Genomic DNA, 23,613 nt, shown 5'->3' on the forward strand with positions numbered 1-23,613 from the left:
AGTGATTATGCCCAGCCATCGCGACGGCGACGTTTTGGTAAAACATAAGGAATAAGTAAGCCGAAGAGTAAACCTACGCCCAATACTGAACCGCCATAAATAAACCATTGGATTGCAATTTCTCGTTTACCTGCATCAAGCATCGCTTCTAAATCACGATTTTTATTTTTAGTCATTTCAAGTTCACGTTTCAATTGTGAATTTTGTTCTAAAAGATCCGCACTTTGTTGCTCAGCTTGTTTGGTTCGACGTTGCATTTCTACGGTACGCTGTTGCCAATCCCCATCTAAACGACTAAGTTTTAAGGTTAATTCTTGGACTTGAGCTTTTAATTTTGGATTTTCTTCTTTACTACTTGGCGTGCTGCTTAAGTCTGAATTTAAAATCCAAGCTTCACGATTTTTATTGTCGCGAATGAGTGTGTATTTGCCTTGGCGATCTAATACGTTCACCGCTTCACCAGCTTGAATTGAACCTGCAATTTTAAATTGTTCACCGGCACCTCGGCGTAAGAATGTACTGAGATTTTCAGTAACATATTGTGTTTCTGCATGGGCAGTTGCAATACCTGTACCAAGTAAGGCGCAAGATAAAAGTGTATTGTAAATTTTTTTCATGCTTTCTCCTTAAAAATAAAAATAACAAAAGTGCGGCTGAATAAACCGCACTTTTTGTTGCAATAAATTAATTAAACACCGCACGCAGTAAATAGAAGATAATAATTGCGAAGAATGCGCCGGCTGGTAAAGTGATTATCCAAGAACTAATGATGTTTCGGATAACCGTTAAATTGAGTGCCGCGATACCGCGAGCAAAACCGATACCTAAAATTGCCCCAACAAGTGTTTGTGTTGTTGAGATCGGCAAGCCTGTACCAGATGCAACTACAACCGTCATCGCAGTGGCAAATTGAGCTGCAAAGCCACGGCTTGGGGTTAAATCGGTGATCCCAGATCCAACAGTCGCCATCACTTTTTGTCCCATAGTAATTAAGCCCACAGCAATACCTAATGCACCTAGTGGTAAAATCCACCAAGTTAAGGCTCCGCCTGAAACAATTTTACCGCCTTGTTCTACGATTGATACCACTGCTGAAAGTGGGCCAATTGCATTGGCTACATCATTCGAACCATGAGCAAAAGCCATCGCACAGGCTGTTAATAACATTAAAATGCTGAAGACTTTTTCTACGGCACCAAAAGTACCTTTGCTTGCAGATTGAGTGAATGTTTTGCTTTTAAAATAGAAATGGAAAAACAGCATACCTACAAGGCTAATGACAAGTGAAATGACTAAAGTTTCTTTATTGGAAAGATTTAAACCAACATGTTTTAAACCTTTTGTCATGGTTACGATACACAACACAAATACGGTTATCCCCATGTAATAAGGACCATATTTTTGTGCATTTTTTAGAGGATGTTCGGTATCAAAAATAAGTTTTTGCGTACTTGCAAAGATTGCATAGGCGAGAATACCTGCAATGACAGGCGTGATGAACCAGCTACCAACGATGCTACCAATATTTGACCAATCTACTGCGCCAGGGCCAATCGTAATGCACGCAAACCCAATAATTGCACCGATAATAGTGTGAGTACCAGAAACTGGCCAGCCCATTTTGGTTGCGATAAATAACCAAGCGCCAGATGCAAATAAAGCAGAAAGCATACCCAGTGCCAAAATATCGGGCGTATCAACAAATTGCATTGGATCGATTACGCCACTTTTAATCGTTTCTGTTACTTCACCACCGGCTAGATATGCGCCAGCAGATTCAAAAATTAACGCGATAATAATTGCTTGTTTGGCTGTTACAGTACCGGATCCTACAGATGTACCCATTGAGTTTGAAACATCATTGGCTCCAATACCGAAAGCCATAAAAAAGCCGAAGGCTGCTGTAATCCACACCAACCATGAACCATATTGACTAATAACTTCCATAGTTAATTTCCTATGTTTTGTTGATTATGAACGCGCCAGCATTAATTCAATACGTGAGCCAACACGTTGTGCTTGGTCAGCTAGCACACCAACCCATTCAATAATTTTATATAAGAACATCACATCAATTGGGTTATAACGGCTTTCTATGGTGTAAAGCATTTTACGTAATTTGATCTGCATTTGGTCGGTATCATCTTCAATTGCATCGAGTTCTTGAATCATATCGTTAACTAATTTTAGTTCGCGGCCTTTAAAACCGGTTTCTAAAAGTTGATCCATTTCTTCGATTACTCGATGAGCTTGATGAATAGCATCTAAACTACGTTTTACGTAACGTAAGAATTCTTCCTGCATTTCTTCAGGAATACCAAATTGACGACCAATCATGCGCCCTGCAATATCTTTAGCAAAATTGGCTAACTTATCTTGTTGCGTGACTAATTCTAAGAGATCAGTACGATCGATAGGTAAGAATAAACCACGTGGCAATTTCAAACGAATCTCACGTTTCAAGCTATCTGCTTCGCGTTCACGCTGAGAGATTTCTAAACGTTTTTCTTCCGCTTTTTCCCAATCCTTTGAGAAGGTAGTTTCAAAAAAAGGAATTAAAAGATCGCTACATTCAGTGACTTTTTCCGAATGCTTTTGCAATGGTTTTAAAGGCGAATGGGCAAATAATCCGAGAATATTATTCATTGCCATAAGTGATTTACTCCATAAGGGGTTAAAAATTCGTGCGCATATTACCCGATTTTTATTAATAATTAAATGTATTTTAGGGGGCGCTCCCTTCACTGAAAAGGAAAAGCCAAATTTTTCATCTTTTCAATGTATCATTAATATTTCTTACAACGCGATGAGCCGTATTTACTACCGCCAGGCAAGCATTCACAGGCTTCACCATCGCGATCTCGATCCAAATGATAAGCATGGTGGTTTTCATAATAGCGTTGTGCTTCTTCTTGTGTATTAAAATCTGAACAACGAACGCCAGCATTTATAGGCAATGTGATGCTTAGAAGCATAGAAAATAGAAACAATTTTTTCATAGAGATCCTTTATTAATTCGTTATTTAAAATTAAGTCAAATTATAGCCCTTTATATCTATTTTACGATGTTTAATTTAAAGGAATATAAATCTATAAAACGCTTGATTTATCTATTTTTATCTGTATATTTGAACAGTTTTAAGTTGAAGGGAGTATAATTTTATGAGTAATGAAATTGAAATCAAATTAGCGGTATCTGACCAAGCATTTAATGAATTAGAAGAACATTTAAAATACTTTACTTGTTTAGCGCATAAAAAACAGTTTCTGAGCAATACTTATTATGATTATCCTGATCATTTCCTTGCTAAACGAAAGATGGGATTACGTATTCGTCAAGAAGATCAGGAACTTACATTAACGCTTAAAACCAACGGCGAAGTTGTTGGTGGATTGCATAGTCGCCCAGAATATAATTTACCATTAACCGAAAAAGAAACGCCAACTAATGCCCAATTAAGAGAGCTCTATCCTTTTGAACAATTACCTAGCTCTACACTACAACCTATTTTCTCCACAGATTTTAACCGCACTTTTTGGTTAGTTAAATTTCAACAATCCAAAATTGAAGTGGCGTTCGATCAAGGCAAAATTATTGCAGGCGAATCTGAGCAACCTATTTGTGAGATTGAGTTTGAATTGAAATCTGGCAATGTGCAGGATCTTTTTGATTTTGTAGAAACCTTGCCTTTCGAAAGAGATATTTATTTTAGTAGCGCAAGTAAAGCGAAGCGTGGTTATTTGCTGGGCTCAAAACAATTTTTAACAGATTGGTTAAATAAATGGCGTGATTTCTTAAAAGAAGAACGAGAAGAAAGTGCGGTAGATTTTTGTGTAAAATTTAATTCCGTGTTGAAAATGGAACAGAAACTTTTAGAAGAAACCTTATCCTTTTCTCCCGCATTTTTTAGCCAAGATTTTATGAAAACAGTGGAGCGAGTTGGGGCATTTTTTAATCTTTATCATTATTATGATGAAAATGGAAAAATCCTAGAAGCGGTGGCAACAGAAAAACAAAAAGAAACGCTTTTACCAGCTTTGTTAGAAAGCAATCAGAGAATTTTTGCTGAAATTCGTGATTTGATTCGTTTTCATAGTGAAACGAAAGACAATAAAAAAACTATTGAAAAATTGACCACACTTTTGAAAAGTCGAGTTTATTTTGAGCGAATGATCAAATTAATGAGATTCTCGGCATAATGCGAATCAACCGTGCAAATGGGTAAGCTATATTTCTAAGCATTATGTAAGCTTGCCCTGAATAATATAATGATATTTAGCTGTAGGTATATGAATACTCGGTTAAAGGATGAGAAGGATAAAAAATGGCTAAAGCCCCGAAAACAGCTTATGTATGTAACGATTGTGGTGCGGAGTTTTCTCGTTGGCAAGGGCAATGCTCGGCTTGTAAAGCGTGGAATACAATTACGGAAGTGCGGTTAATTTCCACGGCAAAATCAAAAAATGATCGTTTTAGTGGCTACGCGGGTGAAACTCAGGCAAAAATTCAAACGCTATCTGAAATTAGTTTGCAAGAAACACCTCGTTTTTCCAGTGGCTTTAATGAATTAGATCGGGTTCTGGGCGGCGGGATCGTACCGGGTAGTGCGATTTTAATTGGTGGGCATCCTGGTGCTGGGAAAAGTACCTTGTTATTACAAGTCATGTGTGGTTTAGCGAAAAACATGACCGCACTTTATGTGACGGGAGAGGAATCGTTACAACAGGTTGCGATGCGTGCAAGTCGATTGGGATTGCCAAACGATCAATTAAAAATGTTGTCAGAAACCTCTGTGGAACAGATTTGTAATTTAGCGGATCAATTAAAACCGCAAATTATAGTGGTGGACTCGATCCAAGTAATGCATTTGGCGGATATTCAATCATCGCCAGGAAGTGTGGCACAAGTGCGTGAATGTGCTTCTTTCCTCACTCGTTATGCGAAAACCCGCCAAGTCGCCATTATTATGGTGGGGCATGTAACGAAAGACGGAACACTTGCCGGGCCGAAAGTGTTAGAGCATGCCATTGACTGTTCATTACTATTAGAAGGCGAAGCCGATTCTCGCTATCGTACCTTGCGTAGCCATAAAAACCGTTTTGGTGCGGTGAATGAATTAGGTGTATTTGGTATGACCGAGCAAGGCTTGCGAGAAGTAAAAAATCCATCGGCGATCTTTTTAAGTCGCGGGGATGAGATTACATCGGGCAGCTCTGTTATGGTACTTTGGGAAGGAACACGCCCTCTTTTAGTTGAAATTCAGGCTCTAGTGGATCATTCAATGCTAGCGAATCCTCGCCGTGTTGCGGTGGGATTAGAGCAAAATCGCTTAGCACTATTATTGGCGGTGTTACATCGACATGGCGGCTTGCAAATGGCCGATCAAGATGTCTTTGTAAATGTCGTTGGTGGTGTAAAAGTCAGTGAAACAAGTGCGGATTTGGCTTTGTTGCTTGCGTTAATTTCTAGTTTCCGTAATCGCCCCTTGCCACAAGATTTAGTGATTTTTGGCGAGGTGGGATTAGCGGGCGAAATTCGTCCAGTACCAAGTGGGCAAGAGCGTATTAGTGAAGCGGCAAAGCATGGTTTTAAACGTGCGATTGTTCCTTTTGGTAACAAGCCGAAAAGTGCGGTTGAAAATATGCAAGTTTTTACGGTAAAGAAACTTTCCGATGCGTTAGCCGTGTTGGATAATTTCTAAATACTTCCATTAGAGATAATTAATAGCCTCAATGGAAATAAATTATCTAATTCCGTTGTAGTGAAAAAATTAGCAAAATTTGTTAAAATAAACATACTTTTTATTCAAAGAAAAATAAGAAAATGGAAAAAAAACTGAATAAAGCGCTGGATGCGATTGATATAAAAATTCTTAATGAATTACAACGCAACGGTAAAATTTCTAATATTGATTTGTCGAAAAAAGTAGGGCTTTCACCCACGCCTTGTTTAGAACGTGTTAAACGTTTAGAAAAACAAGGTGTGATTATGGGATATCGCGCATTGTTGAATCCCGAATTATTGGAAGCACCTTTGCTTGTGATCGTGGAAATTACGTTAGTTCGTGGAAAACCTGATATATTTGAGGAATTTAATGCTGCGATTCAAGAGTTGGAAGAAATTCAAGAATGCCATTTGGTATCGGGCGATTTTGACTATTTATTAAAAACTCGTGTTGCCGACATGGCCGAATACCGAAAATTGCTGGGGACGACATTATTGCGTTTACCTGGTGTAAATGACACTCGCACTTATGTTGTGATGGAAGAAGTAAAACAAACCAATTTCCTTGTATTGAAATAATATGATTAAACAAATAACTGAACGATTTACACCCAGACAGTATTTAGCTGAACTTTTGCTTGGATTAACCGCACTTTTTGGGCTTTATTTAATTATTGCTTGGTCAAGTTATACTCCGCTTGATAATTCTTGGGCAACGGCTGGTGCGCATGGTGAAACAATTAATAAAGTCGGCGCATTTGGTGCGTGGATTATCGATCTTTCTTTTGTTTTCTTAGGCTATGTCGCCCATGTTATTCCTTTTACAGTTTTTTTGGTACCTGTCTATTTATTGAAAACAAAAGCAGTTAAAAACCTTTCCTGTACTCGAATTATTTTACGTGGTTTTGGCTTTACCATGTTGATTATTGGGCTTTGCGTAATGAGTATGTTGCTTTTGCAAAGTAATGCCTTTTATTTAAGTGGTGGTGTATTGGGCGGTTCACTTGTTGTAAATTGGCTTTATCCAGCATTAGGTAAATTCGGAGCAGTTTTAATTGGTTTTACAGTTGCTTTAATCGGTTTTATTTTTTGCTCTGGCGCCTCATTAATTCGACTGATTGTGGCCTTTTATCATTGGTTGACAATGAAAAATGAGCAGGAAGAAAGTGTTGAGCAAGAAAAAACAACAGAAGAATTAGAGCAAATCGTGATTGTAAAATCAGATAGTTCAGAAATAGAAAATTTAGATCAAAATAATCTTAATGTAGAACAAAATAGTGAGATTGAAACTCAAAAATCGTCTTTAGAGGCAGAAGACAACTCAGTTAAGCAACCTTCGCATTTAATTAATATTCATGGTTTAAATCCAGAGGTTTCTATCAAATCAGAATATGAAGTTTCTCTTGAAGAGAGTGTAAAACCTCAGTTTTCTCTTGAGTTTGAATCGGAAACCTTGCCCAGTGTGAATTTATCGAGCGACGCGCATGGACAAACAGTAAGTAAAAATGATTTTGTGCCAGTGTGGAATAAACCGATAAAGCCAGCTGTTCAGGATAATGTCTCAATGAATCAAAGTGCGGATGATTTTACTAAGGTTTCCTTGCTTACAAATGATGAAATGCCAACAGTTTCATTAAAACCCACTGATGAATCCTTGAATACTGAAATGGAGGATAATAATTTTAATGCTCAAGCTGATGAAAAAGTACGCTTGGGTGATGATGAATTGAAATTTAACGTATCCTTACAGGATGATATAAGGGATGTCCAATTAGACAAAAATCAAGAAGAATCGCCTAACTATAAAGGTTATAGCGGTAGCTTGATTCATCCTGCATTCCAACAGCAAACAACTAAACGTGAAAAGCCTAGTACACCGTTACCAAGTTTAGATTTATTATCAAAACATCCCGCAGTGGAACAAAATATTACACAAGAAGAAGTTTTTGAAACGTCTCAACGTATTGAGCAACAATTACGTAATTTTAATGTGAAAGCGACTGTAAAAGATGTGCTTGTTGGCCCAGTTGTCACTCGCTATGAATTAGAATTACAACCTGGGGTGAAAGCGTCAAAAGTAACGAGTATTGATACCGATTTGGCGCGTGCATTAATGTTCCGCTCGATTCGTGTGGCAGAGGCTATTCCTGGAAAGCCTTATATTGGTATTGAAACACCTAATCTTCATCGTCAAATGGTGCCATTACGTGACGTGTTAGATAGCAGCGAATTCCGTGATACTCATGCCACTTTGCCAATGGCTTTAGGTAAAGATATTAGCGGAAAGGCTGTGATTGTTGATTTAGCGAAAATGCCACATTTATTAGTGGCAGGTTCCACGGGATCAGGTAAGTCTATTGGTGTGAATACGATGATTCTAAGTTTACTTTATCGTGTTCAACCAGAGGATGTGAAATTCATTATGATTGATCCTAAAACTGTTGAATTTGGGGCTTATAACGATATTCCACACTTGATAACTCCTGTTGTAACAGATATGAAAAAAGCGGCTAATGCGTTGCGTTGGTGTGTAGATGAAATGGAACGCCGTTATCAGTTGCTTTCAGCTCTACGTGTACGTAATATTGAAGGCTTTAACGAAAAAATTGATGAATATGACGCAATGGGAATGCCTGTGCCGAATCCAATTTGGCGACCTGGCGATACAATGGATACTATGCCTCCCGCATTGAAAAAATTGAGTTATATTGTGGTTATTATTGATGAACTTGCCGATTTAATGATGGTGGCGGGGAAGCAAATCGAAGAACTCATTGCCCGATTGGCTCAAAAAGCGCGAGCTATTGGTATCCATTTAATTTTAGCCACACAACGCCCTTCTGTCGATGTGATTACAGGTTTAATTAAAGCAAATATTCCAAGTCGCATTGCCTTTACGGTGGCTAGTAAAATTGACTCACGCACTATTCTTGATCAAGGGGGCGCAGAAGCCCTTTTAGGGCGTGGAGATATGCTTTATTCGGGGCAAGGTTCATCTGATTTAATCCGCGTACACGGAGCCTATATGAGTTATGATGAAGTCATCAATATTGCCGATGATTGGCGAGCGCGTGGTAAGCCTGATTATATCGATGGCATTTTAGAAAGCTCAGACGATGAAGATAATGCAGAAAAAGGAATATCAAGTGGTAGAGAATTAGATCCACTCTTTGATGAAGTAATGGATTTTGTTATTAATACCGGTACAACTTCAGTATCTTCTATTCAACGTAAATTCAGCGTAGGTTTTAACCGAGCTGCTCGTATTATGGATCAAATGGAAGAACAAGGAATTGTTAGCCCAATGCAAAATGGTAAGCGTGAGATTTTATCGCGTCGTCCGGAATACTAATTTAAAAGGAAAGTAAAATGAAAAAAACAACGTTAAAATTTGCCGCACTTGCCTTACTTGGTTTGAGTAATTTGGCATTGGCTGATGCGGCAAGTGAATTGCAAATGCGTTTAGCTAAAGTCGATGTGTTAAGCGCAGAATTTGTGCAAACAGTGACTTCTGGAAGTGGCAAAAATGTTCAACAGGGAAGTGGCAAACTTCAAATTAAACGCCCAAATTTATTCCGGATGGATACTAAAACTCCTCAAGAAACCCAGATTATTTCTGATGGTAAAACCTTATGGTTCTACGATCCATTTGTGCAACAAGTAACAGCACAATGGGTGAAGGATGCCGTGAATAACACACCATTCGTATTGCTTACAAGTAATGATAAAAGCCATTGGGATCAATATTCGGTCATGCAACAAGTGGATACTTTCGTATTGAAACCTAAATCTTCAAAAAGTAATATCAAGCAATTTGATATTCGCGTCGATGCCAATGGCGTATTAAGAAATTTCAGTACGACCGAGAAAGATGGGCAAACCAATCTTTATGTTTTACGTAACATTACTAATCAAACCTTGTCTGATAGCTTGTTCCAATTCAAGCCAGAAAAAGGCGTTGAAGTGGATGACCAACGTAAAAAATAACAAATGATTATTTGAAATAAGGGCGTAGAAATACGCCCTTCAATTTTGTGAGAAATAAACATGTCTAACCTCAATTTTGATTTTGCCGAAAATGATTTTCGTCCACTGGCAGCCAAGATGCGTCCAACGAGTCTAGAGCAGTATTTTGGGCAAACTCATCTTATTGGTGAAGGTAAGCCGCTGCGTAAAGCTATTCAAGCTGGGCATATTCATTCTATGATTTTTTGGGGACCACCAGGTACGGGAAAAACAACGCTCGCAGAAATTATTGCGCAGCGTATTAATGCAGAAGTTGAGCGAATTTCTGCGGTGACGAGTGGTATCAAAGAAATTCGAGAAGCTATTGATCGTGCAAAACAAAATCGTCTTGCAGATCGTAAAACCATCTTGTTTGTAGATGAAGTCCATCGTTTTAATAAAAGCCAGCAAGATGCATTTTTACCGCACATTGAAGACGGAACCGTTATTTTCATTGGGGCTACAACAGAAAATCCCTCTTTTGAGCTAAATAATGCGTTGCTTTCTCGTGCCCGAGTGTATGTGCTGAAATCACTCACAACGGCTGAAATTGAACAAGTTTTGCAGCAAGCTGTAGAAGATCCTGAACGAGGATTGGGTAAAGAGCGGTTAATTTTAGAAGAGAATTTACTGAAAGTACTTGCCGAATATGTTAATGGAGATGCGCGATTAGCCTTGAATTGCCTCGAATTAATGGTGGATATGGCGGATGAAACAGAAAATGGAAAGAAAATTGACCGCACTTTATTAAAAGAAGTCTTAGGCGAACGCCAAGCGAGATTTGATAAACAAGGCGATCGTTTCTACGATTTGATTTCCGCGCTACATAAATCTGTTCGAGGTTCTGCACCAGATGCTGCATTGTATTGGTATGCACGAATTTTAACGGCAGGTGGTGATCCTTTATATGTTGCGCGCCGATTACTTGCTATTGCTTCAGAAGATGTGGGAAATGCCGATCCTCGCGCTATGCAAGTCGCATTGGCTGCATGGGATTGCTTTACTCGAGTGGGCGCTTATGAAGGGGAGCGAGCCATTGCTCAAGCCATTATCTATCTTGCAATTGCGCCAAAAAGTAATGCGGTTTATACCGCATTTAACACGGCGAAACAGCAAGCGAAAGATTTACCCGATTATGATGTTCCACCACATTTACGTAATGCGCCGACTAATTTAATGAAAGAACTTGGCTATGGTGCTGAATATCGTTATGCTCATGATGAACCTAATGCTTATGCGGCAGGTGAAAATTATTTCCCGCCTGAATTAAAAGACACTCAATATTATTTTCCGACGAATAGAGGTATGGAAATTCAGATTAAGGAAAAACTAGAACGATTACGTCAGCAAGATAAAAGTGCGGTGAAAAAACGGTATAAATAATCTTTATTTAGGATTTTTTTAGAATGGAATGAAAGTGCGGTTAATTTTGAAAACTTTTTTGAAATTTACCGCACTTTTTAATTTAACCTCTTAAGCAGATTTTCTCAAATTCACTAAAGAATGTTGGAAAGGTTTTGGCAGTACATTTGGGATCTAAAATCGTCACTGGTGTATTGGACAGAGCGATTAGAGAAAAACACATTGCCATCCGGTGATCGTTATAAGTTTCAATATCAGCATGTTTAAACTGATTGAGCGCAAGTGGTTGAATACGAATAAAATCTTCACCTTCTTCGACTTCTTCACCGACTTTACGTAATTCGGTTGCCATTGCTGTTAAACGATCTGTTTCTTTCACGCGCCAGTTATAAATATTTCGAATGACGGTTTCCCCTTTAGCAAAAAGAGCAGCGGTCGCAATCGTCATTGCGGCATCTGGAATGTGGTTCATATCCATATCAATGCCATGCAATTCAGCACGTTCGGCTTGAATAAAATCCTCTCCCCAAGTGATTTTTGCTCCCATTTTTTCTAAGACATCAGCAAATAAACGATCGCCCTGAATAGAATTTTTGCCAATTCCCGTTACTTTTACTTTTCCTTTAATGGCGCCAGCTGCGAGAAAGTAAGATGCTGATGAGGCATCGCCTTCTACCAAATATTTTCCAGGTGAAATGTAGGATTGATTTCCCTTAACTTGAAATTTTTGGTAGTGATGGTTTTCAACGTGAATACCAAAATCTCGCATCATCGCAAGGGTGATGTCAATATAAGGCTTAGAGACTAGTTCACCGATAATTTCGATTTCTGTGTCATTTTCTGCAAGTGGCGCAGACATTAAAAGTGCGGTCAAAAATTGGGATGAAATAGAGCCATCAATTTTGACATTTCCACCTTTTATTCCTTTGTTGAGAATTGCGACTGGAGGATAACCTTCATTTTCTAAGTAGCGAATATCAGCCCCCGCTTGGCGTAGCGCATCGACCAAATGAAGAATAGGTCGTTCTTTCATACGAGGCTCGCCAGTTAAGATGATTTCGTTTTCGGTACTTCCTTTTAAGCAAAGTGCTGCGGTTAATGGACGCATTGCCGTCCCCGCATTGCCAAGAAAGAGAGAAAGATTGTTCTGTATATTGAATGCTCCGCCCAATCCCTCTATTTCACAAATAGTTTTGTCATCAGAAAGTTGGTAGCGTACACCTAACGCTTTGAGGGCGTTAAGCATATGTCGAATATCATCGCTATCTAATAAATTTGTTACTTTTGTTGTGCCTTTAGCTAAGGCAGCTAAGAGTAATGCGCGATTCGATAAACTTTTAGAACCCGGTAAATTAATTGTTCCTTCAACCGCACTTATTGGCGCAAGGGTGATTTTTTCCATTACAACACCACCGTTTTATTTTTATAAACGAAAATTCTATCGTGTAAAGCAAGATCAAGGGCGCGACTTAACACGGTTTTTTCCACATCACGACCAGCGCGCATCATTGCTTCAGCGCTATAAGTATGATCCACATTAATGACATTTTGCATAATGATTGGGCCTTGATCCAATTCATTATTAATGAAATGTGCTGTTGCACCGATAATTTTTACACCTCGTTCATAGGCTTGTTGATAAGGTTTTGCGCCAATAAAAGCAGGTAAGAATGAATGGTGGATATTAATCACCCGATTTGGATAACGAGCGACAAATTCAGGATTTAGCACACGCATATATTTAGCGAGAACAATATAATCTGGAGTGTATTCATCAATTTTTTCAGCTAATAATTTATCGTGCTCAATACGAGTTAAGCCTTCATGGCTAACCAAATGAAACGGAATATTAAAACGCTCAACGAGTTCGCGTAAATTATCATGGTTGCCAATCACTGCTGTAATTTCTACATCAAGCGCACCATAATAATTTTTCATTAAAATATCTCCGAGGCAGTGAGCTTCTTTGGTGACTAAAATAACAATTCGTTTATGTTGTGTACCAATTAATCGACAATGCGTTCCTTCCGGTAAGCTATATTTTAGATCTTCTAATAAAGTAGCTTCGTTAAAGATACCTTCCAATTCTGTACGCATAAAGAAATGTTTGGTTTCAAAATCTACAAATTCATTATTATGCAGAATGTTTAGTTGATGTTTGTAACAAATGTTGGTTATTTTAGCTATTAGGCCTTTATCATCGGGACAATCGGTGAGTAATATTTTTTTTTCGATCATAATGTTGTGTGCTACGTTTAGATAAAAAAATAGAACCCATAAAAATGGGTTCTAGTTTCAAATAGAAAAATTAAATTTCGAAATCAGATAATGATTTACCAGAATTCAATGCATTTTGAATTGGGCGTGGTGTGCGGCCTTGGCCAGTCCATGTTTTACGCTCGCCATTTTCATCAATAAAGGCATATTTTGCTGGGCGAGGTGGACGTTTTGCTCTAGCAGATGTTGCTGCTGTACCAAACATCTCTTGTAATTCTTCAGGTGTAATACCTTCTTTTTCCATTAATTCTTTATATTTAGCTAAACGTTCTTTTCGCTCTGTTTCTGCTTTAATTAATTCTGCTTCATTAGCACGTTTCTCTTCAACCGCAGTTTGTAATTTTTCAAGAGCACTTTCCGCTTGTTCTAAAGTTAATTCGCGCACCGCCGCACGTAAACTACGAAGATTTGTCAAACCTTTTGCTAATTCGCTCATAATAAACCTCGATAAAATAATCTTGTGTGTGGAAAACTTATTTAATAATAGGGAAAATAATATTTATTGTAAATATCTATTTTAAATAAATGGTCGGAGCAGGTATATATCTTTAAATTTATTTTTGTTTATTTTTTATATTTTTAATTCAATCTAATAAAATTTTTTATAAAACTTGTTGGCATTTGGATTTTTTTACGGTAATCTCTTGAATCACTACAAAAGTAGAGGTGCAATCATTATAAGTATTTTTTCAGAGTGGATAACGATGAAGAAAAAAGAAAGGAATGATTGCCGAAATCAAACAAAAGTCGTTTTGTTTGGTTGGTGGCGTACTTGAAAGGGGCGACACTGTCATAGTTTTTTTGATTAACTATGGAGCGCTACGGTTGTTCTGGTCTTATTCTGTCCTTTGCTTTCCGTTCTCTCCATTAATTGTAGGTATCTCTTAATGGAACTTATCGATTTTTCATCCTCAGTTTGGTCAATCATTCCAGCTTTATTAGCGATTGTCTTGGCCATTGCAACTCGTCGTGTATTGGTGTCTCTCAGTGCAGGGATTATTGTTGGTGCGTTAATGTTAGGTGGCTGGAATATTGGCTCATCTTTCAGTTATCTATCAGGCAACGTGATTTCACTTGTTTATGCTGATGGCGCAATCAACTCTAATATGAACATTGTCTTGTTCTTATTATTGCTTGGAGTTTTAACCGCACTTTTAACTGTATCAGGTAGTAATCGTGCGTTTGCTGAATGGGCACAAAACCGTATTAAAGGTCGTCGTGGTGCTAAATTATTAGCTGCATCATTAGTTTTTGTTACTTTTATTGACGATTATTTCCACAGTCTTGCTGTAGGCGCAATTGCTCGTCCAGTGACAGATCGTTTTAAAGTTTCTCGTGCGAAACTTGCTTATATTTTGGATTCAACGGCAGCGCCGATGTGTGTAATGATGCCAGTTTCAAGTTGGGGCGCATACATTATTACCTTAGTAGGCGGTTTATTAGCGACTTATTCGATCACGGAGTACACACCAATTGGCGCATTCGTGGCTATGAGCTCAATGAACTTCTATGCAATTTTCTCAATTATCATGGTGTTCTTTGTGGCATATTTTTCCTTTGATATTGCTTCAATGGCACGTCATGAAAAATTAGCTTTGGAAAATTCTGAAGATGAATTAGAAGAAGAAACGGGTGCAAAAGGTCACGTACGTAATCTCGTATTACCTATCTTAGTTTTAATTTTTTCAACGGTTACAATGATGATTTACACTGGTGCATCAGCATTAGCAGCGGATGGTAAAGAATTTAGCATTTTAGGTGCGTTTGAAAATACTGTTGTTGGAACTTCTTTAGTTGTGGGTGGTACTTGCTCAATTCTAGTTTCTACTTTATTAATTATTCTTGATCGTCAAGTAAGTGTTCCAGAATATGCACGCTCTTGGGTTGCAGGTATTAAATCAATGGCTGGTGCTATTGCGATTTTATTCTTTGCGTGGACAATTAATAAAGTTGTTGGTGATATGCAAACTGGTAAATATTTATCTTCTCTAGTTTCAGGTAATATCCCAATGCAATTCTTACCAGTAATTTTATTTATTCTTGGTTCTGCAATGGCATTCTCAACTGGTACTAGCTGGGGGACATTCGGTATTATGTTACCAATTGCAGCGGCTATGGCTGCAAATGCGGCGCCAGAATTATTACTCCCTTGTTTATCAGCAGTAATGGCGGGGGCTGTATGTGGTGACCATTGTTCGCCAGTATCGGATACAACGATTTTATCTTCAACTGGTGCAAAATGTAACCATATGGATCATGTGACAACTCAACTTCCTTATGCAGCGACAGTTGCAGCCGCAACGGCTATCGGTTACATCGTGGTAGGTTTCACTTATTCAGGTTTAGCAGGTTTTGCTGCGACAGCGGTTTCATTATTTTTAATCGTATTTGCAGTGAAAAAACGTTAAAAATGTGATCTTGCTCAAAAATCTAAATAAAATATAAAATTTTGATAAATTTATAAAATGCGACATAAGGTCGCATTTTTTTGTTTTTTAATTTTATTTTTTTTATAAAAATCTAAGTTTTTGCTATTGTTTGATTTTTTATTCTGTTTTGTTTGTGTTTTTAGCTGTTGTACAGACTAGACAAAAACTTTTTGCTTAGTATGATGTAAATCATTGATACAAAGCATGGGCACTTTTGAAAAGTGCGGTTCGTTTTAGGAGTAAAAAATGAAGAAGTTATCTGGCGCAGAGATGGTGGTTCAATCTTTACGCGATGAAGGCGTAGAGTATTTATTTGGTTATCCAGGTGGGGCAGTATTAGATATTTATGATGCGATCCATACACTAGGTGGTATTGAACATATTTTAGTTCGTCATGAACAAGCGGCTGTGCACATGGCGGATGGCTATGCACGTTCTACAGGTAAAGTTGGATGTGTGTTAGTGACTTCGGGGCCCGGAGCAACAAATGCAATCACTGGTATTTTAACGGCTTATACAGATTCTGTGCCTATGGTCATTATTTCTGGTCAGGTCATGAGTAATTTAATTGGCCGAGATGCATTCCAAGAATGTGATATGGTGGGGATTTCTCGTCCTGTTGTAAAGCATAGCTTTATTGTCAAAAAAGCGGAAGATATTCCATCTATTTTGAAAAAAGCTTTTTATATCGCATCAACTGGTCGTCCAGGTCCTGTTGTGGTGGATATTCCAAAAGATACCGTAAATCCGAATTTTAAATATCCTTATGAATACCCTGAATCTGTAGAGTTACGCTCTTATAATCCAACAGTAAATGGGCACAAAGGCCAAATTAAAAAAGCATTAAAAGCACTTTTAGTGGCGAAGAAACCAATTCTTTTCGTTGGTGGTGGCGCGATTGCTGCTGAATGTAGTCAACAGTTAATTCAGTTTGCACAACGTTTAAATTTACCAGTTACCTCATCATTAATGGGATTAGGGGCTTATCCAAGTACGGATAAACAATTCCTTGGCATGTTAGGGATGCACGGTACTTTTGAAGCTAATACGGCAATGCACGAAAGTGATCTTATTTTGGGGATTGGCGTTCGTTTTGATGATCGCACAACAAATAATTTAGAAAAATATTGCCCAAATGCAAAAGTGATTCATATTGATATTGATCCAACCTCGATTTCTAAAAATGTCCCAGCAGCGATTCCAATTGTTGGAAATGCAAAAAATATATTGGAAGAATTTTTGAGTTTATTGAATGAAGAGGGATTGAAATCTCAAACGGATCTTGAAAGTTGGTGGCAAGAAATCAACCAATGGAAAGCAAAAAAATGTTTGGAATTTGACCGCACTTCTGGCGTGATTAAACCTCAACAAGTTATGGAAGCGGTATATCGTCTTACTAAAGGACAGGCGTATGTGGCTTCTGATGTAGGGCAACATCAAATGTTTGCTGCGTTACATTATCCATTCGATGAGCCTCGTCATTGGATTAACTCTGGTGGCGCGGGCACAATGGGATTTGGTTTACCCGCGGCATTAGGCGTGAAATTGGCTCATCCGGAAGGAACAGTTGTTTGTGTGACTGGCGATGGAAGTATTCAAATGAATATTCAAGAGCTTTCTACGGCAACGCAGTATAGCATTCCAGTTGTCATTATTTGTTTGAACAATCATTTCTTAGGAATGGTAAAACAATGGCAAGACTTGATTTATTCTGGTCGTCATTCGCAAACCTATATGAATTCCTTGCCTGATTTTGTGAAATTGGCTGAATCTTACGGTCATGTCGGTATAAAAATTGCTACGCCCGATGAACTTGAAAGTAAATTGCAAGAAGCATTCAGCATTAAAAATAAATTAGTATTTGTAGATATTAATGTAGATGAATCTGAGCATGTGTATCCAATGCAAATTCGTGGTGGCGCAATGAATGAAATGATTTTAAGTAAACCTCAAGAGGAGACAAACTAATGCGTAGAATTTTATCTGTTTTACTCGAAAATGAGTCTGGTGCTTTATCGCGTGTTGTTGGTTTATTCTCCCAACGTGCTTTTAATATTGAAAGTTTGACAGTGGCGCCAACGGATGATCCAACACTTTCTCGAATGACTATTGAAGCAGTGGGCGATGCTCAAGTATTGGAACAAATTGAGAAACAACTCCATAAATTAGTGGATGTGTTTAAAGTGATTAATTTGAGTGAGCAAGAGCATATAGTCCGTGAAATTGTTTTAGCGAAGGTGAGAGCAGTGGGTTCATCTCGCGATGAGATTAAACGTTTAACCGATATTTTCCGTGGTCAAATTGTAGATGTCACACCTAAATCTTACACGATCCAATTAAGTGGAACCAAAGACAAAATTGACGCATTCATTTCTGCGTTGAAAGAAGAAACTACATTGTTGGAAATTGTTCGTTCTGGCTTGATTAGTGTGTCTCGTGGAGAAAAGAATATTCTCTAAAGTAGGGGCGTAAAGTGCGGAAATATTGTAATAGAATTTTACCGCACTTTATTAGAAATATATTTGTTTTTAGTTTTTTATAAAAAAATCGTGACCAACTTCACAAATCTAAAAATATGTATTTGCATAACTGATCGGATTTCTTTATTCTGAAACCACTAAAAACAAGTGCTATCTTAAATAGCCGACATCTATTTTGCTTTCCGAGTAGTGCCCCATTGGGGCACTTTTTTTATGCTTATTTACAGAATAAAAAATCCCTTTCGTAAGAAAGGGATTTTAATTATCTAAATTACATTTTTTCTACGGTTTTAATACCGAGTAACTCTAAACCTTGTTTTAAGGTTTTTTCCGTTAATAATGCCAATTTCAAACGGCTTAATTTTACGGACTCATTTTCAGCATTTAAAATTGGGCAATGTTCATAGAAGGACGAGAATATGCCTGCTAGTTCGTATAAATAAGCACAAAGCACGTGTGGTGTGCCTTCTTTTCCGACTGTTTGCACCGCTTCTTCAAATTGTAGAAGTTTAATTGCAAGCGCTCTTTCTTTATCATTTTCAAGCGTTAAAGGTGCAGCCAAAAGTGCGGTCGAATTTATATCTGTTTTATTAAAGATTGAACGAATTCGGGTATAAGCATATTGCATATAAGGTGCAGTGTTACCTTCAAAGCTTAACATGTTATCCCAATCAAAAACGTAATCCGTAGTACGGTTTTTGGAGAGATCTGCATATTTCACCGCACCAATACCGACAGCCTCAATTACGGCTTCTTTTTCATCATTAGATAAATTTGTATTTTTTTCATTAATTAATACAGTGGCACGCTCAATCGCCTCATCTAATAGATCGGCTAATTTCACCGTGCCACCGGTACGGGTTTTAAATGGTTTACCATCTTTACCAAGCATCATCCCAAAGTTTTTATGCTCTAAAGAGAAACTGTCTGGTACATAACCTGCTTTACGAGTAATTAACCAAGCTTGTTGCATATGTTGGCTTTGGCGAGTATCTGAAAAAACAAGTGCGCGATCAGCTTTTAATGTTTCATAACGGTATTTTGCTGCAGCAATATCGGTTGTAGTGTAAAGGAAACCGCCGTCTTTTTTCTGAACGATCACGCCCATTGGGTCGCCTTCTTTATTTTTGAATTCATCCAAATAAACAACCAATGCACCATCATCTTCTACAGCTAAGCCTTGTTTTTTAAGATCTTCTACGATGCTTGGTAACATAGGATTATAAAGACTTTCACCCATCACATCTTTTTCGGTTAAAGTCACATTCAAGCGATCATAGTTGTGCTGATTTTGTTGCATGGTGATGTCGACTAAACGTTTCCACATCGCTCGGCAATATTCATCACCGCCTTGTAATTTCACAACATAATTACGCGCTTTTTCAGCGAAAACTTCATCTTCATCGTAGTGTTTTTTGGCTTCTCGATAAAAGGCCTCAAGATCTTGCAATTCCATTTCACTCGCATGCTCGTTTTGCATTTTTTCAAGATAAGCAATAAGCATTCCGAATTGCGTTCCCCAGTCACCAACATGGTTTGCACGAATGACATTGTGACCTAAAAATTCTAGGGTTCTCACAACCGCATCACCGATGATAGTAGAGCGCAAGTGACCTACATGCATTTCTTTTGCTACGTTTGGGGATGAATAATCAATCACGACAGTTTGCTTATCCGTAGCTTGAATGCCTAAATTCTTTTGGGAAAGGGCTGTTGAAACTTCAGTTGTTAGCCAAGTTGGATTTAAGAAAATATTAATAAAGCCCGGTCCTGCGATTTCTAATTTTTCTGCAATATCAGATAGTTGAGCATTATCTAAAACTTTTTGAGCAAATTCTCGTGGATTTAAACCTAATTTTTTTGCCGCAGCCATAATGCCATTGGCTTGATAATCGCCAAATTGTGGTTTTCCTGATTGACGAACAAGCGCATCGCAAGATTGATCTGCTCCAGCAAGAATCATAGCTTGTTTGATTTTGTCGGATAAAATAGATTGAATATTCACGTTTTTTCCTATGTTCAAATTGAATAATGAAAATAATCGGCTATGATACCGTTCTTTATGAGTTTCTCAAAGGGACAAAATGACAAATTTACAGGAAAAATCACCCATACTTTTTTCTGATTTGGCGGAATTTGAAAAAAAAATTCAACAATTAGCTCAAATGATGTCAATTGATTTTTCAAATTATGAAATCGATCACCTTGCCGTGCGTGTAAATAATGAACAAAGTGCAAAAGACTGGCTGACACTTTTATTGAAATACGGTAGAATTTTATCCGACAACATTGTCAACGGACGTAAGATTTATCTAATTCAGTTAGAAAAAGCAGTGAAATTCGCTAATCAGTTCGTTGATGTTATTGAACTTCCGTTCCCTAAAAATAAGCAGTATCCCGTAGATGGTTGGGAGCATATTGAGGTTGTAATGCCATTTTTACCGAATGAATCGGTAAATGAATGGGTACAGCGTGTTAATATGCGTTTTTTATGGAGCGAGTTAACTCAATTAACCATTAAAGTGAGCGAGCCTAAAGTGGATGGCGAGAGATTGCCTAATCCATCTATTGCAGTAAGTTTTGTTGATAAGACATCAAATCATACTTGTATTAAGGTTCATCCTTATTCTATAAAGAAAATACTCGAGGTTTAGCAAAATGAAAAAATTATCTCTTGCATTAGCGGTTTTAGCTGCTGTAGGTTTAAGTGCTTGTTCTTCTTTCCAAAAAGATGAAAATGCTTATAAAGGTCAAATCGTTTTTAGCCAAATGGAAGGTGAAAATCTTAAATTAACCATCCGTAAAAATAATTGTTCAGGTAATCAACAAGAAGGTGAGCAAGCTGTGCTTACTCATAAGTATGATTCAACCTTAGTTGTTGGTGCTTGTGTTTTAGTATCTGATAATGGTAATACTAAAAACATTTCAACTTTTTCTCCGAGAAATCCACTTTAATTCCTTTTCAGAGAGGGCATAGCATATGAAAAAAACAAGTATGGCATTAGCACTGTTAGTTGCCTTTGGTGTGACTGGTTGTGCGAATACTGATGTTTTTAGCGGTGATGTTTATAGTGCATCTCAAGCTAAAGAAGCTCGTTCAATTACTTATGGTACGATTGTTTCTGTACGTCCTGTTAAAATCCAAGCTGATAATCAAGGTGTAGTTGGTACACTTGGTGGTGGTGCTTTAGGTGGTATCGCAGGTAGTGCAATTGGCGGTGGTCGTGGTCAAGCTATTGCAGCAGTAGTTGGCGCGATTGGCGGTGCAGTAGCTGGAAGCAAAATCGAAGAAAAAATGAGTCAAGTAAACGGTGCTGAACTTGTAATTAAGAAAGATGACGGTCAAGAGATCGTTGTTGTTCAAAAGGCTGACAGCAGTTTTGTAGCTGGTCGCCGAGTTCGTATTGTTGGTGGTGGCTCAAACTTAAATGTTTCTGTGCTATAACTAATAGCGTTAACGCCTAATATATTATTAATCAGTGTCTTAATCAGTTAAGGCGCTGATTTTTTTATTATTAAAAATACAAAAAACAATCAATTAAAAATTTTTACGTCTATTCATAACATCTTAAAGATAAATTTAAAGGACTAAATCCTATAATAAATATGGAATTTAGTCCTTGATATAAAATTATAATTATTTAAATCTTTTATATTAAATAAACAATTAACGCCATGCTTTAAATTGATTAATTAACCCATTAGTTGAACTGTCATGACTTACGACTTTTTCAGAATCTGTTAATTCAGGAAGAATTCTGTTTGCAAGTTGTTTGCCTAATTCTACACCCCATTGATCGAAGCTAAAGATATTGAAAATCACACCTTGTACGAAGATTTTATGTTCATACATAGCAATTAATGCCCCTAAAGTAAATGGCGTGATTTTTTGAACGAGAATCGAATTAGTCGGTTTATTACCAGTGAACACTTTAAATGGAACAATATTTTTTACATCATCTAAAGATTTACCTGCTTTTACAAATTCAGCCTCGACTTCCTCTTTTGTTTTTCCGAATGCTAATGCTTCTGTTTGTGCAAAGAAGTTAGAAAGCAATTTATTGTGATGATCTGCCAATGGGTTATGGCTTTGAGCCGGTGCGATAAAATCACAAGGAATTAAAGTGGTGCCTTGATGAATTAATTGATAGAACGCATGTTGTCCGTTTGTACCTGGTTCTCCCCAAATAATCGGGCCAGTTTGGTAATGATTAATGACATTGCCATCACGATCCACATATTTACCATTTGATTCCATATTACCTTGTTGGAAATAGGCTGCGAAGCGATGTAAATATTGATCATAAGGTAAGATCGCTTCTGTTTGTGCACCAAGGAAGTTGGTATTCCATAAACCAACTAATGCTAAAGTGGTTGGAATATTTTTTTCAATTGGAGTAGAGCGGAAATGTTTATCCATTTCATGCGCGCCATTCAATAACTCTTCAAAGTTTTCAAAGCCAATTGACAGTGCAATTGAAAGACCAATGGCTGACCATAAAGAGTAACGACCGCCAACCCAATCCCAAAATTCAAACATGTTATTGGTATCAATACCAAATTTTTCTACATCTTTAGCATTGGTTGATAATGCTGCAAAATGTTTTGCAACCGCACTTTCATCTTTCGCTGCTTTCAGTAACCAATCACGTGCACTTTGCGCATTTGTCATGGTTTCTTGAGTGGTAAAAGTTTTTGATGCCACTAAGAAAAGCGTTGTTTCTGGATTGACTTTTTTTAAGGTCTCTGCAATGTGTGTGCCATCGACATTTGAAACAAAGTGCATATTTAGGTGATTTTTATATGGGCGAAGCGCTTCGGTTACCATATAAGGGCCTAAGTCAGAGCCACCAATACCAATATTCACGACATCCATAATTGCTTTGCCTGTATAGCCTTTCCATTCGCCAGAAATAATACGCTGACAGAAATCTTTCATTTTAGCTAGCACCGCATTGACTTCAGGCATAACATCTTTACCATCAACAAGTACTGGAGTATTAGCGCGATTTCGAAGTGCAGTATGTAGCACGGCACGATTTTCAGTACGATTGATTTTTTCGCCGGTAAACATTGCTTCTTTTGCGCTATCAAGAGAGCATTCTTGAGCAAGTTGGCGAAGATGTGAAAGGGTGGTTTGATTGATGTTGTTTTTAGAAAAATCTACAAGAATTTGGTTATTGAATGTTAAAGAATAATCATCAAAACGATTTTTTTCTTGTTTAAATAAATCTTGGATGGTGGTATTTGACAATTCAGCTTTATGTGCTTCAAGAGATTTCCACGCATGGGTGTGAGTCGGGTTAATGTTTTTCATGGTATTTCCTTTCATTAA

General features: G+C 37.7%; 21 protein-coding genes and 1 riboswitch. Of the genes, 12 read left to right on the plus strand and 9 right to left on the minus strand.

Translation table 11 applies throughout. The annotated features are described in order from the left end of the window. Positions 1-5 precede the first annotated feature (5 nt). The 4 genes from DV417_RS05265 to DV417_RS05280 form a co-directional block, all read right to left on the minus strand. Complete coding sequence (locus tag DV417_RS05265; protein ID WP_065249654.1) at positions 6-617, minus strand: TIGR04211 family SH3 domain-containing protein; 612 nt, start codon at positions 615-617, stop codon at positions 6-8. A 67-nt stretch (positions 618-684) separates the two neighbouring features. Beyond that, positions 685-1,947 carry an inorganic phosphate transporter gene (locus tag DV417_RS05270; protein WP_118856286.1) on the minus strand — a complete coding sequence of 421 codons (1,263 nt, stop codon included), beginning with the start codon at positions 1,945-1,947 and terminating at the stop codon, positions 685-687. Positions 1,948-1,971: 24 nt separating this feature from the next. Further along, complete coding sequence (locus tag DV417_RS05275; protein ID WP_114891831.1) at positions 1,972-2,652, minus strand: TIGR00153 family protein; 681 nt, start codon at positions 2,650-2,652, stop codon at positions 1,972-1,974. 134 nt (positions 2,653-2,786) lie between these two features. After that, a complete protein-coding gene (locus tag DV417_RS05280) occupies positions 2,787-2,999 on the minus strand; it encodes an excalibur calcium-binding domain-containing protein (RefSeq protein WP_118790975.1) in 213 nt (70 codons plus the stop codon). A gap of 163 nt (positions 3,000-3,162) precedes the next feature. On the opposite strand from DV417_RS05280, the gene DV417_RS05285 reads away from it, so the two are divergent. From DV417_RS05285 to DV417_RS05310, 6 genes are all read left to right on the plus strand, one after another. Next, positions 3,163-4,200 (plus strand): CYTH domain-containing protein, encoded by a 1,038-nt coding sequence (locus DV417_RS05285; RefSeq protein WP_118878980.1) that lies wholly within the window; start codon positions 3,163-3,165, stop codon positions 4,198-4,200. Positions 4,201-4,325: 125 nt separating this feature from the next. After that, positions 4,326-5,702 carry a DNA repair protein RadA gene (gene radA / locus DV417_RS05290; protein ID WP_005644699.1) on the plus strand — a complete coding sequence of 459 codons (1,377 nt, stop codon included), beginning with the start codon at positions 4,326-4,328 and terminating at the stop codon, positions 5,700-5,702. Between the two features lie 122 nt (positions 5,703-5,824). Continuing rightward, positions 5,825-6,304 carry a leucine-responsive transcriptional regulator Lrp gene (gene lrp / locus DV417_RS05295; protein ID WP_005632464.1) on the plus strand — a complete coding sequence of 160 codons (480 nt, stop codon included), beginning with the start codon at positions 5,825-5,827 and terminating at the stop codon, positions 6,302-6,304. A 1-nt stretch (position 6,305) separates the two neighbouring features. Continuing rightward, positions 6,306-9,077, plus strand: coding sequence for a DNA translocase FtsK (locus tag DV417_RS05300; protein ID WP_118878981.1), 2,772 nt, complete (start codon positions 6,306-6,308; stop codon positions 9,075-9,077). A gap of 17 nt (positions 9,078-9,094) precedes the next feature. Further along, a complete protein-coding gene (gene lolA, locus DV417_RS05305) occupies positions 9,095-9,712 on the plus strand; it encodes an outer membrane lipoprotein periplasmic chaperone LolA (protein WP_005633722.1) in 618 nt (205 codons plus the stop codon). A 60-nt stretch (positions 9,713-9,772) separates the two neighbouring features. Continuing rightward, the gene (locus tag DV417_RS05310; RefSeq protein ID WP_118878982.1) at positions 9,773-11,113 is read left to right on the plus strand and encodes a replication-associated recombination protein A; all 1,341 of its coding nucleotides are present in this window, start codon (positions 9,773-9,775) and stop codon (positions 11,111-11,113) included. An 82-nt stretch (positions 11,114-11,195) separates the two neighbouring features. Here DV417_RS05310 and aroA read toward each other — a convergent pair whose 3' ends face one another. From aroA to DV417_RS05325, 3 genes are all read right to left on the minus strand, one after another. Continuing rightward, positions 11,196-12,494 carry a 3-phosphoshikimate 1-carboxyvinyltransferase gene (gene aroA, locus DV417_RS05315; RefSeq protein WP_118878983.1) on the minus strand — a complete coding sequence of 433 codons (1,299 nt, stop codon included), beginning with the start codon at positions 12,492-12,494 and terminating at the stop codon, positions 11,196-11,198. Next, the gene (purU, locus tag DV417_RS05320) at positions 12,494-13,330 is read right to left on the minus strand and encodes a formyltetrahydrofolate deformylase (RefSeq protein WP_118878984.1); all 837 of its coding nucleotides are present in this window, start codon (positions 13,328-13,330) and stop codon (positions 12,494-12,496) included. The genes aroA and purU overlap by 1 nt, the downstream gene beginning before the upstream one ends. 70 nt (positions 13,331-13,400) lie before the next feature. Beyond that, positions 13,401-13,805, minus strand: coding sequence for an H-NS histone family protein (locus DV417_RS05325; protein WP_118878985.1), 405 nt, complete (start codon positions 13,803-13,805; stop codon positions 13,401-13,403). Positions 13,806-14,022: 217 nt separating this feature from the next. Then, a riboswitch (Lysine riboswitch) is annotated at positions 14,023-14,199 on the plus strand. Positions 14,200-14,256: 57 nt separating this feature from the next. On the opposite strand from DV417_RS05325, the gene DV417_RS05335 reads away from it, so the two are divergent. The 3 genes from DV417_RS05335 to ilvN all read left to right on the plus strand — a co-directional run bounded on the left by DV417_RS05335 (position 14,257) and on the right by ilvN (position 18,257). Beyond that, positions 14,257-15,777, plus strand: coding sequence for a Na+/H+ antiporter NhaC family protein (locus tag DV417_RS05335; RefSeq protein ID WP_153063332.1), 1,521 nt, complete (start codon positions 14,257-14,259; stop codon positions 15,775-15,777). Between the two features lie 267 nt (positions 15,778-16,044). Further along, the gene (locus tag DV417_RS05340) at positions 16,045-17,766 is read left to right on the plus strand and encodes an acetolactate synthase 3 large subunit (RefSeq protein WP_118878987.1); all 1,722 of its coding nucleotides are present in this window, start codon (positions 16,045-16,047) and stop codon (positions 17,764-17,766) included. Continuing rightward, positions 17,766-18,257, plus strand: coding sequence for an acetolactate synthase small subunit (ilvN, locus tag DV417_RS05345; RefSeq protein ID WP_118878988.1), 492 nt, complete (start codon positions 17,766-17,768; stop codon positions 18,255-18,257). The genes DV417_RS05340 and ilvN overlap by 1 nt, the downstream gene beginning before the upstream one ends. 292 nt (positions 18,258-18,549) lie before the next feature. Here ilvN and argS read toward each other — a convergent pair whose 3' ends face one another. Continuing rightward, positions 18,550-20,283: an arginine--tRNA ligase gene (gene argS, locus DV417_RS05350; protein ID WP_118878989.1), complete on the minus strand. Its 1,734-nt coding sequence runs from the start codon at positions 20,281-20,283 to the stop codon at positions 18,550-18,552. A 79-nt stretch (positions 20,284-20,362) separates the two neighbouring features. On the opposite strand from argS, the gene DV417_RS05355 reads away from it, so the two are divergent. From DV417_RS05355 to DV417_RS05365, 3 genes are read left to right on the plus strand one after another with little or no spacing between them, the layout of a single operon-like run. Beyond that, the gene (locus tag DV417_RS05355) at positions 20,363-20,932 is read left to right on the plus strand and encodes a VOC family protein (protein WP_118878990.1); all 570 of its coding nucleotides are present in this window, start codon (positions 20,363-20,365) and stop codon (positions 20,930-20,932) included. Positions 20,933-20,936: 4 nt separating this feature from the next. Continuing rightward, positions 20,937-21,233 carry a hypothetical protein gene (locus DV417_RS05360; RefSeq protein ID WP_118878991.1) on the plus strand — a complete coding sequence of 99 codons (297 nt, stop codon included), beginning with the start codon at positions 20,937-20,939 and terminating at the stop codon, positions 21,231-21,233. Between the two features lie 25 nt (positions 21,234-21,258). Beyond that, positions 21,259-21,723: an outer membrane lipoprotein gene (locus DV417_RS05365; RefSeq protein ID WP_046939334.1), complete on the plus strand. Its 465-nt coding sequence runs from the start codon at positions 21,259-21,261 to the stop codon at positions 21,721-21,723. 222 nt (positions 21,724-21,945) lie between these two features. Here DV417_RS05365 and pgi read toward each other — a convergent pair whose 3' ends face one another. Then, positions 21,946-23,595, minus strand: coding sequence for a glucose-6-phosphate isomerase (gene pgi, locus DV417_RS05370; protein ID WP_118878992.1), 1,650 nt, complete (start codon positions 23,593-23,595; stop codon positions 21,946-21,948). Positions 23,596-23,613 lie beyond the last annotated feature (18 nt).

This window comes from Haemophilus haemolyticus (assembly GCF_003490935.1).
GTDB lineage: Bacteria > Pseudomonadota > Gammaproteobacteria > Enterobacterales > Pasteurellaceae > Haemophilus > Haemophilus haemolyticus_M.

Bases quoted from the DNA above. Each gene is read 5' to 3' on its own strand.
- DV417_RS05325 (WP_118878985.1), bottom strand. From the start codon at position 13,805: ATGAGCGAATTAGCAAAAGGTTTGACAAATCTTCGTAGTTTACGTGCG.
- lolA (WP_005633722.1), top strand. From the start codon at position 9,095: ATGAAAAAAACAACGTTAAAATTTGCCGCACTTGCCTTACTTGGTTTG.
- DV417_RS05340 (WP_118878987.1), top strand. From the start codon at position 16,045: ATGAAGAAGTTATCTGGCGCAGAGATGGTGGTTCAATCTTTACGCGAT.
- aroA (WP_118878983.1), bottom strand. From the start codon at position 12,494: ATGGAAAAAATCACCCTTGCGCCAATAAGTGCGGTTGAAGGAACAATT.
- DV417_RS05270 (WP_118856286.1), bottom strand. From the start codon at position 1,947: ATGGAAGTTATTAGTCAATATGGTTCATGGTTGGTGTGGATTACAGCA.
- DV417_RS05275 (WP_114891831.1), bottom strand. From the start codon at position 2,652: ATGGCAATGAATAATATTCTCGGATTATTTGCCCATTCGCCTTTAAAA.
- DV417_RS05310 (WP_118878982.1), top strand. From the start codon at position 9,773: ATGTCTAACCTCAATTTTGATTTTGCCGAAAATGATTTTCGTCCACTG.
- lrp (WP_005632464.1), top strand. From the start codon at position 5,825: ATGGAAAAAAAACTGAATAAAGCGCTGGATGCGATTGATATAAAAATT.
- radA (WP_005644699.1), top strand. From the start codon at position 4,326: ATGGCTAAAGCCCCGAAAACAGCTTATGTATGTAACGATTGTGGTGCG.
- ilvN (WP_118878988.1), top strand. From the start codon at position 17,766: ATGCGTAGAATTTTATCTGTTTTACTCGAAAATGAGTCTGGTGCTTTA.
- DV417_RS05365 (WP_046939334.1), top strand. From the start codon at position 21,259: ATGAAAAAAACAAGTATGGCATTAGCACTGTTAGTTGCCTTTGGTGTG.
- DV417_RS05285 (WP_118878980.1), top strand. From the start codon at position 3,163: ATGAGTAATGAAATTGAAATCAAATTAGCGGTATCTGACCAAGCATTT.
- DV417_RS05360 (WP_118878991.1), top strand. From the start codon at position 20,937: ATGAAAAAATTATCTCTTGCATTAGCGGTTTTAGCTGCTGTAGGTTTA.
- DV417_RS05355 (WP_118878990.1), top strand. From the start codon at position 20,363: ATGACAAATTTACAGGAAAAATCACCCATACTTTTTTCTGATTTGGCG.
- DV417_RS05265 (WP_065249654.1), bottom strand. From the start codon at position 617: ATGAAAAAAATTTACAATACACTTTTATCTTGCGCCTTACTTGGTACA.
- DV417_RS05300 (WP_118878981.1), top strand. From the start codon at position 6,306: ATGATTAAACAAATAACTGAACGATTTACACCCAGACAGTATTTAGCT.
- pgi (WP_118878992.1), bottom strand. From the start codon at position 23,595: ATGAAAAACATTAACCCGACTCACACCCATGCGTGGAAATCTCTTGAA.
- DV417_RS05280 (WP_118790975.1), bottom strand. From the start codon at position 2,999: ATGAAAAAATTGTTTCTATTTTCTATGCTTCTAAGCATCACATTGCCT.
- purU (WP_118878984.1), bottom strand. From the start codon at position 13,330: ATGATCGAAAAAAAAATATTACTCACCGATTGTCCCGATGATAAAGGC.
- DV417_RS05335 (WP_153063332.1), top strand. From the start codon at position 14,257: ATGGAACTTATCGATTTTTCATCCTCAGTTTGGTCAATCATTCCAGCT.